Source organism: Bacteroides luhongzhouii (assembly GCF_009193295.2).
In the GTDB taxonomy this organism is placed as follows: Bacteria; Bacteroidota; Bacteroidia; order Bacteroidales; family Bacteroidaceae; genus Bacteroides; species Bacteroides luhongzhouii.
Genome location: NZ_CP059973.1, coordinates 534,373 through 547,327 on the forward strand (window position 1 = coordinate 534,373; position 12,955 = coordinate 547,327).

Consider the following 12,955-nt stretch of genomic DNA (forward strand, 5'->3'; position numbering starts at 1 on the left):
ATCAGCGAAAGCAGAAGGCCGAAACCTGACGATCTTTTTATCGTTCCGGGTTTCGGCCTTTTTATTTCATTGCCAATGTCATTCCCGCGGAAGAACACTCCGGACAAATGCCTTTCAGCACATAGTTTATACTATGCAAAGTAAATCCTTTAGGCAAATCAATCACCGGGATATGGGTACCTTCCAAGCAGAATGTCCGATGACATTTCTCACAATAAAAATGCGAATGTAAATCCTGCACCACACAATTGCAAGAGTTGTCGCAAACGGCATACTTCAACGAGCCGCTTCCATCGTCTATGCTATGTATGAGGTGATGAGACAAGAAGAGAGCAATGGTACGGGATATAGTCGATTTATCAACAGTGTCGAGTAGTGTTTCGAGGTCCAGCAATGACACTGCACGCTCTGCCTGCATCATCTCTTTTATCACCAAAAGCCTTATCGCAGTTGGCTTGATATCTCTTCTGACCAGCTTATCCAAATAAATATCTTCTTCCATCTTTCTCCTATTTTATCATTTTCTGTATTCTGACGGCATTCATTATAGCAAGTAACGCAACGCCTACGTCTGCGAAGACAGCTTCCCAAAGAGTAGCGATTCCACCGGCTCCCAAAATCAACACAAGCAATTTCACTCCAAATGCCAATGATACATTCTGCCAAATAATTCTTCGTGTCAGCCTTCCTACTTTGATAGCTTCAGCTACTTTCGACGGCTGATCTGTCTGTATCACAACATCGGCTGTCTCAATAGCCGCATCACTGCCCAATCCTCCCATAGCAATACCGACGTGACTTAAAGCAAGCACCGGTGCGTCATTCATTCCATCGCCGACAAATGCAATCTGGTTTGCCTCATCCTGACGCAATTCTTCCAAGTGTTTCACTTTCCCTTCCGGCAGCAAGTCGCCATAGGCTTTCGATATGCCGAGCTTCTCCGCAAAGTTAGTAACAATACTCTGTTTATCACCGGATAATATCTGTATGTTTTCAATATTTAAAGCTTTTAAGCGGTCAATAGCTACCTTTGCGTCTTCTTTCAGGGCATCAGCCAACAACAGATAACCTGCATAACGATTTCCAACAGCACAGACTACAATGGTATCCGTTATCTTCAGTAATTCTTGCGGATAGGCTATATCAAACTTGGACAATAACCGACAATTACCAACCAGAACCGGTATTCCGTCTATCGTTGCTTCCAATCCGAAGCCGGCATATTCTTTCGTACCGGTAACAGCTACACGTTCTATGTTTTGTTCTTTTGCATAGTTTACAATAGCTTTAGCAATCGGATGTGTACTATCACTTTCTACCGAAGCAATCAGTTTCACTAATTCTTCTTCCGAAATATCGCCTGCACTTTTACAGGCCTGCACGTCAAAGGTTCCTTTTGTCAGGGTTCCTGTTTTATCGAATACCACCGTATTGATCTTAGTGATAGCGTCCAGATAATTACCGCCTTTGAATAAAATACCCAATCGGGATGCCGCTCCGATACCACCAAAATAGCCTAATGGAATACTAACCACCAATGCGCATGGACATGAAATCACCAAAAAGACCAAAGCTCTGTATAGCCAATCATTAAATGTGAATACAAATGCAGAATTGATAAGTGAATAAACAAATGGAGATAATACAATTAATACGGCCAGTATGATAACAATCGGTGTGTAAACACGGGCAAACCTGCGAATAAACAATTCTGCCGGGGCTTTACGTTCGGCGGCATTCTGAACAAGTTCCAATATTCGGGCGAGTGCGCTCTTGTCAAAAGGTCTCGTCACTTCGAGTCGGATTACCTTGTCGGTTGCAATCATTCCGGCAAGCACTTCCTCCCCTTTCCGAATATTACGAGGCACGCTTTCGCCCGTTAATGCAGCTGTATTAAAAGCGGCAACCTCATTCTGCATGGTTCCATCAAGTGGCACTCGCTCACCTGCCTTTATTTCTATGATTTCACCGACTTTTATCTTTTTAGGACTTTCAATAACAAAATTACCCTCTCTAAGTACCAATGCTTTTTCGGGTCTTACGTCCAATAAGGCTCCGATATTACGTTTGGCCTTATCTACCGCTTTACCCTGAAACAGTTCTCCTACTGTATAAAATAGCATCACGGCTACTCCTTCCGGATATTCGCCAATATAGAAAGCTCCCAAAGTAGCAATAACCATCAGGGTGAACTCACTGAAATAGTCTTTTTCCCTGATGCTTTCCCAGGCTTCTTTCATCACTGGAATTCCTACCGGAAGATAGGCTGCGATATACCATATCAAAGAAACATGTCCTTCACGGAAGAATGCTAAATCGAGAGCATTCATTATTATTCCACCTGCCAGAAGCAGGAGAGAAAATATCACTTTCCCATATTCATGGAAGTTCGAAACCTTTGCATCAACCTTTTTTTCTGTTGCGCATGAGTGAGCGCCACAACTACAATGTCCCATAACATTCATCATTTAGTTGATGCAAAGGTAGCAAATGATTTATGCAACAAAGTTGCAAAATCGGTTTTAGAACATATATCCCAATGAGATCATCAGGTTTCTGTTCTTCATTCCTACTTCTTTGATTACCTCAACAAGTCCGAAATCGTAGCTTATGGCAACCTGATATTTCTTACTGAACTCAACTCCGGCTTTCAGTCCAAGACCAAAGTCGAAACGTTTCAGACCATCGTCGCCAAATATATCTTCAGATGCTGAATTGCCTCCTATTTCATCAAAATCAAAATAATCACCGTCCACTTTCGCTTTTGCTTTTCCAAACAGTCCGACAGCAATATAAGGACCTACACTACCAAATAATGAGAAATCATCATTCACTGCATATTTATATCCTACACGTACTGGTACTTCCAGATAGTATGGATTAAATGTTATGCTTGCAAGTGATCCGCCATCAACTTTAGCACCTTTCAATGTCAGCAATGCAGCGAAATCCATATAAGCACCACCGCCATTCGGAGCCTGCGACAATCCCACTTCTGCTTTAACTCCTGCGTGAAAACCTATCCTGCTGTCAAAACCTGTAATGGTGTATTTACTAACATTCATACCTGCCATCACACCCCATTTCAGGTTGTCTTGAGCATTGATACTCACTACGCTTATCGCTACTAGAGCGAACAATAACAAAGCCTTTTTCATACGAATAAATAATTTAATTATTGTTTAGAAATTATGTGAGACAAAAATAACAATAATTCGTATAACTCCGAGAGGTTTAGTAAAAATATAAAAAATAAACGATATGAATCTTATGAGATATAGTCATAGCAAGGGAACCAGACTATTTCAAACGACTTTATGGAACATAGAACAAAAACACTCTGTATAGAGAAAGGTAGATGTAAAACAACAAGTTAATAATAACCACAAAGACAAGTCAATTCGGATGGAGCGACACCCGAACGACTGCAAAGTCGAAAACGTAACATTTAGATGTTGCTATTTGCCTTTGAAAATATAAGAGGTAAAGGCTAGCAATACCCTCGAGGGGAACAAATGGATTCATCCAGGAGTTCCCCTCTATTTTTGTAAAGATGTGTACTATTGGAAAGACAGACATTAGATCTACATAGAAATTTGATGATTCTTATTGTCAACCAAAGTTTTTCCCCAATAGTATAATGATTATCATCGGTTTACATGCTGACAATAAGCCATGACAATAGACTGACAATAAAAAATTAGAACTTTTATTGTCAGCCTGTTCTTTGATTGCTTTGGAGCAGGATGCACCCGAAGGACATCATCGCTTGCAGTAACAATACCATCCACATAGAAAGCAGCTTTTTAAAATGAATCCTCCTATAAAATGAATGTTATATAGCCGGTATCTTTCACTTAACAAGTAGGTATTGTTACATTAAAGCATCAGTATTGTTAACTCTCCACGGCCGTGACGAGATCTTTCCACGGCCGTGGTAGGAACTCGTCACGGCTGTGGGAAGAAGTCACCACGGCCGTGACAAAGTAAAGATAGCGGTACTTTAGTAGAACTATACTGGCACTCAAGGGCAACTACATAGGCACGTTAATGGAACTATATAGGTAGATATCACTTTGGGAGGCTGTTATTAAAATGCGACATTGCTTCAGAACATGCTTCTAAGACTATTATTTATCAAGTCATATAAGGATCATAAGAGATAAAAATAAGGCTGACAGTAAAAGTAGAGATATTTTATTGTCAGCCTATTATCAGCATCTATTGTCAGGTGATATAGTATTGATATTCATATACTTGAATATTACCCTGACAGTTTGACAATAAAACAGGTATGTTTCTTTAGATTGAAGGCCATGGCAAATATGCCAAAGTCCATCTGGACCTTGGCAGCTGTCTGGTATCGCCCGAGTGTAGACCTATATCCATACTCGTTCACACTGGTTTTGATTCCAATGAAGCCCATGTGTTTTTCCCATGGGGCAAACATAATAATCCTTTTTGGGGTTATAAAAAAAGCTCTCTATGCGAAAAATCTCTTTCTGGAAGGGACGCTGCCGTTCCTTGTGGAAGTAGTTGTACTTGACAAAAGCCTGTATCCGGTTGGTCTGCAGCAGTTCATAATCCTCCTCACTTCCATATCCGGCATCGGCACAGTACCAGATGGAGCTGTACAATAAAAAAACAGGAAGTACGTGCGTTTCGAAACTTGATGTTGAAAGAAGGGTGCATAGGTGGCACAAAGCTGAAAAACAAAAATAGATTGGGAATCCGTTTTCTTAGGATTCCCAATCTATTTTTTTATGTATTAAGGAGAGACTTATCACAAGTGGGGAACTTTTTCAGTGCCCTCATTTCAATCTTTATCCGTTCTGAACGGACAAGCCGGCAAACCAACACTGTTATATAGATTAATATCCGGATTATTAGACCAGCCATAACGTACTGTAACCGGGTTATTTACTTTATCGCTGATTACTATTATCTTATCTCCTTCCTTATATGCCCGTGCAAAATGGAAAATCTTATCCTGTCCGGCCACAGCAAAGCTGCCAACACAGCCGTATTTACAATCAACCTGTAATCCGCCAGCTATATTATCAAAAGTTATGATAGCTTTGTTACCGGAAACTTCCATACTTTTAAATGTAGGTCCGCTATAGACCACATCTTTTCCATAATCCTTATTAAGAGCTATCAATGCAAGCCTGCGTCCAACATCCTGTTTATTGCGCGGATGGATATCGTCAGCTTCGCCAATATCAACAATTACAGCCTGACCGGTTTTAGGTACCGATAAAGTCATTGTTTGAGCCTCCCGTAATCGTGCCCAGTCGCTATCAACAGGAATAGTATCTTTTGCCATGTAGTTTGCAAGCTGAACCCAGTAAAAAGGAAAATCATATCCCCATTTATTACGCCAGTCGTTTATCATGGTTGGGAAAAACGTTTGATAATTTTTCGCTGCACCTATATTATTTTCGCCCTGATACCAGATGGCACCTTTAATGGCTAAATCTTTTATCGGATTTATCATGGCATTATATAATAGAGAAGGTTGCATATTAGGCCCTGCGTCCACATAATTGAATTGAGTATTGGTTACACCCGGTTTATAGTTCCAATTACCAGCTAATGGTATGTTGTTACCACTAACCGATAAATATAATTCTTCAGGCTTTCCATAAAGTCCGCCACCGTTGCCAGTATCGTGAACACGTACAGTCACAATATTAGTTCCTGATTGTAATACACCTTCCGGAACATTATAAACGCGATTCACAGCATATCCTATGGTTTCACCAATCTTCTGCCCGTTAATCCATGTTATATCGTTATCATCAATAGTGCCAAGAGATAATTTGGCTGCTTTTCCGGCAAACTCCGGATCAACATTAAATTTATAACTGAACCATACATATCCATCCACATTACCTAATACATTTTCCCATATTTGAGGTACATTCATTGTTTCCCATGTTGAAGTATTATGGTCTTTTTTAAACCATCCCTCCTGTAATCCGGGTTCCTGAGACAAAGCCTTGGTATATGCTTCACGGGCAACTGCATTAGTTACCATGAAGGCATCTAAATCTTTTATTTCACTTTTATACCTGCTTTTAAACTGCTGCGGTAATACTGAAAAAGCTTCAGGGCTGATCCATGTTTCAATATCCGTTCCACCCCACGAAGAGTTTATAATACCTATAGACACCTGCAAATCCTCATATAAATTACGGGCAAAAAAGTATGCCACAGCCGAGAAATTACCTACTGTTGCCGGAGAACATACTTCCCAGTTTCCTTTTAAATCATCTTTTGATACAGTACTTATGTCCTTCACAACATTAAATGATCTGATTTGCGGATAGTTAGCATTATTGATTTCTTCATCGGCCGAGTTGGAATTAGATACCACCCATTCCATATTTGATTGTCCGCTGCATAGCCAAACCTCACCAATCAGGATGTTTGTAAGCTGAATATTATTACCTTTTCCTTTAATACTCATAGTATAAGGACCGCCAAAACTCATTGGCTTTAGCTGAACAATCCACTTACCATCCTTACCGGCCTTCGTTTTCTTTTTCTGACCATTAAACGAAACTTCCACTGTTTCGCCCATATCGGCCCACCCCCATACGTTAACTGATTGATCACGTTGAAGAACCATGTTATCAGTAAAAATGCCAGGCATAGTTACTTTTGCTTCTAAAGAATTGAAACCGAACAGGTAGACAACGGCTAATAAAATTCTTAATAGATGTCTTTGCATAGGTATAATTATTTATATTATTTTCTATTGAACCAATATTTTTAATACTTCATCTTTTAACCAGGGTGCTGAAAATCTTACTTTTATTTCATCTTCTTTTCCCATTGCTTGAATATATGCCAAAATACGTCCATGATATACTCGATGCTTATTGTCTGTATAATCACTCATATCCTCATTATTACTAGCCTCCAAGCCTAACAATTTTGCCGGTCCTGCAATATGGCAAGTCACTTCGTTATCGGATAGCATCACAGGTATTCCATTTTCATCCACAATCTGCATAACTATTTGAGCTACTCCTCTATCTTTTGAGATAGCTTTCTCCGCTGATATAATTTTCAAAGCATAAGGAGCTTTGGATGATTGTATTTGATAGGTTGAAACTTGATTACCTGATTTATCCATACCGATTACTTCTAATTTCCCTGCTTTGTAGGGTATATCCCAGTAGATAATTCCCGTATTATCATCATATTCTTTGGTTTGCCCGACTTCGCGTCCATCGAGTAATAGTTTGGCTTTAGCTGCATTGGTATAGCAAACCACCCGGATGCTTTGTTCTTCTTCGTAATTCCATATCGGCCATGCGTCCATTGATGGCGTTTTTTCTTCATAATTTGCACCTTCATTTTCTGCATCCAGTTGCGACCAAACATCTTTCATTTGGCTTTTTGCTCCTTTACCGGGAGTAGGGTAAGTTCCTAAGTAAGCCATTGGTTTGTCCGACCACAAAGACTGTCTAAAATATCCGCGAGGTTTAATGAACCCTCCAAAATCAAGCAATCCTGAATAGAATCCTCTTGAAGGCCATTTGCCTGACTCACCCAAATAATCAATTCCCGTCCAAAGGAATTGTCCAAATACATATTCTTTATCGCGTGTTTGTTTCCATGCGTTCAGCTCGTGGCGATTTTCGCTTCCGTAAATTACACGATTCGGATAGCTTTGATGATCTTTATCATATAGACTTTCGGTATAATTGTAACCTGCAATATCAAGAGCTCCGGGATATTCTGTTTGATTTGACATGGCTACCCCCGCTAATCCGGCTGTTGTTGGACGCGATTTATCGTATTGCTTAACTACGGCAACTAATTTCTTTGCGATTGTACCTAAACGCATAGCATCGGGGGCGTCTTTTTTGTAACCGCCAAAGATGGCTTGTGTGAACCCTGTGTCCTCTCCTCCATCCAAAACCGGATGTGAGTACGGGTCGTTTGGATAATCGACTTCGTTTCCAATACTCCATGCAAAAACCGAAATATGGTTACGGTCGCGACGGACAAAGTCTGCCAAATCTTTTTCGCCCCATTCTTCAAAATAATCAAAGTTTCCTTCGAATCCAGGTGTACCTACATTCCACCCTTCGAGCCATTTGCGTTTAGGAAATTCCCATTCGTCATACATCTCGTTGAGAACCAGCAATCCTAACTCGTCGCACAAATCATATAATTCTGGCGCTTGCGGGTTATGGCTTGTCCGAATAGCATTTACTCCTATTTCTTTCAAGTTTTGCAACCTACGTTTCCATACCTCTTTGGGGACAGCCGAACCTAATACCCCTGCATCGTGATGCAGGCACACCCCTTTAATCTTTAGCCACTCCCTATTGAGAGCAAATCCTTTATTCGGATCAAAAGTGAATGATCTAAACCCTGTCTTTGTAGATGTCTTGTCTATTATTTTTCCATCCTGAATTATTGTCGTATTTAATGTGTATAAATTGGGAAAGTTCAAACTCCATAATTTAGGAACATTTACTTTTAGCTCATTGCTGTATTTGCCTATCGCATTTGCTGCAACATCTAATTTCCCTGACGATTTAGCTACAATTTTTCCATCGGGCGAAACCAATTCGTTCTTTACCATCAATTTACTTGTTGAAGCGTTTTCATTCTTTACATTTACTTCTATACTCAAAACTCCTCGTTTAGCGGTTACGGTTTTGGGATAAGTATAAACTCCCCACTGGTCGATATGTACCGGACTAGAATAAATCACATATACATCGCGATAGATTCCCGACCCGGTATACCAGCGAGAATCTGCCGAACGGCTATGATCGGCACGGACAGCAATCATATTTTCTTTCCCATATTGGATGTATGGCGTAACATCATACATAAATGAAATGTATCCATTAGGTCGTTTGCCAAGTAATTGTCCATTGATATATACTTCACTCCTATTGTAAACCCCTTCGAAATAGAGGAATACTTTTTCTCCTTGTTTTTCTTCCGGAATGATAAGATTTTTACGATACCAACCAATACCAGCTGGTAAATAGCCTTGACAACTTGACAACGTAGGGCTTAACTGCTGTTTTACACTCCAATCGTATGGTAAATCAACTTTTTGCCAGTGGTGGTCGTTATAATCAGCTTGTAAAGCTTTTGGTTCATCCTTCAAAATAAATTTCCAATCATTGTTTATCAAAACAGATTCGCCAAAGGAAACTTGAGCCTTTATTTGAATAAGACATAAATTTGAAAGAAGAAAAATAAGAATAATTGTTTTTATCCGATTCATTTTATTTATTTTTAATTAGAAAAGTGAGCCTGCACAAAAATGATGCAGACTCACTTTAATTCTCAATCTTAAATTAATACTGGTCGATAGGCATCCAGCTCATATACATGAGGTATGTATCGATAACAATGCGCATTTCTGCATTACTTCTTGAATCCTCAACCAAATTGGGGGCTTCACCTGCTTTAGTAAATTGATAAATAGGTCCGCTATATTCCCACCATACCCATTTATCATCAGATGTATCCTGAATTCCATAATAAGCCCCATCATCAAAATTGTTTTGAGCAGCAAATTTAAATATAGCACGTCTCTCCCAGCTTCCATTTATTTGGTCCGGGCCTGTCATTATATCCAAATAGAAACGATGAGGATTTGTAGGATATTTGGTCATTTTCACCATCGGGTCGTTCCATCCATTCAGCTCTTTCCAACCTGTAGCATCCTTATATTTGAAACGATGTCCGAAAATATACATCTCGCTGTGTTTAGGATCTTCACTTACAGTATATTTTGTGGCTGTATATGTCCAATCTACCGGATTGAAAGTCAGTTTGTAATAACCAGCGGTCGAAGGTTTGATAAACTCACTGTCTGCAGATACAAGCTCATTTTTATTATTCAATCCCCAATTGAAATCATTCCATGATTTGGCGGACAGGAATTTAAAACCATCACCTACATTTTCAATCCATGTAATTACCTCAAACTCATTGGGAGTAGAAGAATTTTGTTGCATCGGAATGGCATAACCTTCTTTCTCACGGGCCAAAGTACCTTTCCCGATAATGAACACATCTTTAATTATATGACATTCGCCTTCCCATTCTGTCACTTCTCCACTATTGTTTGTTGCTGTAATCTTCACTGGAATATTACGGGTATAACCTTTGTCAGATGCTACACTGAATTCATCTTCCAGATTAAATTCACTCGTATTCGGCGTATAAGTCTTAGATATAGCAAGATCTGAACATTCTAATTTCACTTCTGTAATTTGGTGTTCATAGTTAGTTACTATATCAAAGTTGAACTTGATCGTACCTCCCGATACTCCACAAATTTCGTGGTCCATAGATTTATAGACGCTCGGTTTTGATGGGATCTTTACTCCTATTATGCGGGTTTCGGTAACAGAATTGTTTTGCGCATCGGTAGCTGTTATAGTAAATGTATATTCACCCGACAGGTCATTCAAAGCTAATTGATCGTCGATAGTAATTGACGACGGATCGGATGGAGAAGGTGTATATGTCTTTGAAAAACTTATCTCTTCACATGTAATTGTCACATCGCCCATTTTCAGATTATCAGTAACCATTATCTTGAACTGGAGTTCGTCCATAGGAGTGAAACTTTGGCCATCAAGAGGTCTGTCAATCACCATTGTCGGTTCTTCCAGATCGTCTTTAGCAAAAACAGTCACTTTATATTCCTTTCTAACCCCTTGATAGTCTTCAATAACAAAAGTTACTATATTGTTGCGCGAAACAGCATCTTCCGGAATAGTAACAACATAGGATAAATCGTAAATTTTAGGACTTCCTTTTACACTTATCATATCTTGTATCTCGGAGTCTCCATCCTTCCACGCCCCTATTGTCACATAAATATCTTTAATTCCATTCTCGGCTGTCACTTTAGCTTTTACATTCACGCTCAAGCCTTTTTCTCCATAGTACTCGTTTGTATTACTACTCACCTCAAAACCTTGATATTGCAATGGTTCGGGATCATTTTGGCAACTGTAAACAAATAGTAGCACCAAAATTGTTATAAAATGAATTATATATTTTTTCATAAATCTATTTTCTTATCTTAATAAAACTAGTTCCAATAAGGATTCTGAACCAACTTATTATTCTTATTCAATTCCCATTGCGGAATAGGGAATAGATAGAAAGATTTTTTGAATACACGTTTTTCGAAAATAGAACGTTGATAGAATTGACTCTCCTGCGCCTGAGTTTTCATTGTATTCATTCCATAGAAGTTTCCTGCATCTTCTTTTTCGGCCATAAAATAGCGTCGTGTATCAAAATAGCGAGTACCCTCCCAGTTTAGTTCTATTTGTCTTTCACGCATAATTGCATCATGAATATCAGCCTGCGAAGTCTTTCCCGGGTATACGTCTTCGTATTTAGGCAGGCCAGCCCTTTCTCTAACCTCATTCAGATAGAAGAGAATATCAGAATCGCCCGGATTGTATTTGTTTAGAGCTTCAGCATAATTCAAGTAGACTTCGGCCAAACGAAACAATACAGGTGTTTTTTGACGACTGTTGTATTTATAGTCATCTTTATCGACATATTTATAACTCGTATAGCCTGTTTTAGGTGAATCGGAATTAGGACGTCCCGATTTTCCATCATAAAAGAATTGAACAGGCTCTACTACACCATTTACTTCTGCTTTTGACGCTTCCCATTTTCTTCCGTTGAAAAATACAGATACATAGAATCTGGCCTCGCGATTCTGATACATATTGTATACTCTGTCTATCTTTGCGATATTGCTAACAACTTTGTTTACAGTAATCTTGTCAGGATTAGTCGTCATGCCAGCCTCGCTGTATAAATCGCTGTCGTCTTTTGTTTTCCCATCGCTCATATAGAAAGCGTCAACTAACTTTTGAGTCACAGCCATAAATCCTCCCGCTTGCCATTGGCGAGGTTGTATTCCCTGCAAATATTCATTGAAGTCGCAAGCAGTGCGGGCAAATAATATCTCGGAATTGCCGGGACTGGTGAACACCTCACGGTAAGAATTGTATCCATCTACAAATGGGTCGCCTGTAGGACTACTCACTTTATGTAATTTATAATCAGGCATATCGATAATCAGTTTCGCCGCATCGGCTGCCCGTTTCCATTTCTTGGCGTCGTATGCTTGCGGAAACAGTCTTTTACCATCGTGGTTGCTCAAAGACCTGAATTCCTCATATCCCTGATAATTGTTAGGAGAATTGAACAAAGGACTAGCTGCATACAATAGCAGACGGGCACGTACGGCTAAGGCTGAAGCTTTTACCGGACGACCTGCCCATTTAGTATCAGGTTCGGTTATTGGCAAAGCCTGGGCTATGTCATACAATTCCTGGTCAAGATAATCTACCACTTCGTCGACACTATTACGTTCCATTTTCAACTGATCGATGGATGATTGTACATCTACCGAATTTTTAATCAATGGGATTGGTCCAAATTGTTCAAACAGCAATACATGAAAATAGGCCAAAAGAAAACGGGCTTCGAGCTTCATTGCATCTACTTTAGCTTGGGTATCTATATAATTCTGATTAGGAACCACTTTTACATTTTCAAGAAATATATGCAAATGTCGCATTTGTTTGTAATATGGATCCCATTTTTCACCAAACCCACCTTCGCTTGGATTCCAGTCACCCAAATTTATACGATACGCCTTTGTTGCTTCATTGTCGATTCCCATATCAACCTCATCAGCCATCGCTATGTATGGATGATACTGATTCCAGCTTGATCTCCAGGCCACAAACGGATCCGGGATAAATGCATAAGAACGGGCTAGCCAACCACGAGTTTCCTGACCATGGCTAAAAACATATTCCAAGTCTCTCATTTCAGTAGGCTCCTCTATATAATCACAAGCACCGAGTCCTAATAAGAATGGAATTATTATGATGAGTTTTTTCAAAGTTTTCATAAT

At 39.5% G+C, this 12,955-nt stretch carries 7 protein-coding genes; all 7 read right to left on the bottom strand.

Annotated features, from left to right (window positions below; all coding sequences use genetic code 11):
• Positions 1 to 61 precede the first annotated feature (61 nt).
• The 7 genes from GD631_RS02020 to GD631_RS02050 all read right to left on the bottom strand — a co-directional run bounded on the left by GD631_RS02020 (position 62) and on the right by GD631_RS02050 (position 12,952).
• A complete protein-coding gene (locus GD631_RS02020) occupies positions 62 to 502 on the bottom strand; it encodes a Fur family transcriptional regulator (RefSeq protein ID WP_143260225.1) in 441 nt (146 codons plus the stop codon).
• A 7-nt stretch (positions 503 to 509) separates the two neighbouring features.
• Positions 510 to 2,456, bottom strand: a complete 1,947-nt coding sequence (locus tag GD631_RS02025; protein WP_185911554.1) for a heavy metal translocating P-type ATPase — start codon at positions 2,454 to 2,456, stop codon at positions 510 to 512.
• A 66-nt stretch (positions 2,457 to 2,522) separates the two neighbouring features.
• Positions 2,523 to 3,158: a porin family protein gene (locus GD631_RS02030; protein ID WP_143260223.1), complete on the bottom strand. Its 636-nt coding sequence runs from the start codon at positions 3,156 to 3,158 to the stop codon at positions 2,523 to 2,525.
• Between the two features lie 1,658 nt (positions 3,159 to 4,816).
• Positions 4,817 to 6,736, bottom strand: a complete 1,920-nt coding sequence (locus GD631_RS02035) for a sialate O-acetylesterase (RefSeq protein WP_143260222.1) — start codon at positions 6,734 to 6,736, stop codon at positions 4,817 to 4,819.
• 24 nt (positions 6,737 to 6,760) lie between these two features.
• Positions 6,761 to 9,268 (bottom strand): glycoside hydrolase family 2 TIM barrel-domain containing protein, encoded by a 2,508-nt coding sequence (locus GD631_RS02040; RefSeq protein WP_143260221.1) that lies wholly within the window; start codon positions 9,266 to 9,268, stop codon positions 6,761 to 6,763.
• 73 nt (positions 9,269 to 9,341) lie between these two features.
• Complete coding sequence (locus GD631_RS02045) at positions 9,342 to 11,069, bottom strand: cadherin repeat domain-containing protein (RefSeq protein WP_143260220.1); 1,728 nt, start codon at positions 11,067 to 11,069, stop codon at positions 9,342 to 9,344.
• A 26-nt stretch (positions 11,070 to 11,095) separates the two neighbouring features.
• Positions 11,096 to 12,952 carry a RagB/SusD family nutrient uptake outer membrane protein gene (locus GD631_RS02050; protein WP_143260219.1) on the bottom strand — a complete coding sequence of 619 codons (1,857 nt, stop codon included), beginning with the start codon at positions 12,950 to 12,952 and terminating at the stop codon, positions 11,096 to 11,098.
• Positions 12,953 to 12,955: the final 3 nt, after the last annotated feature.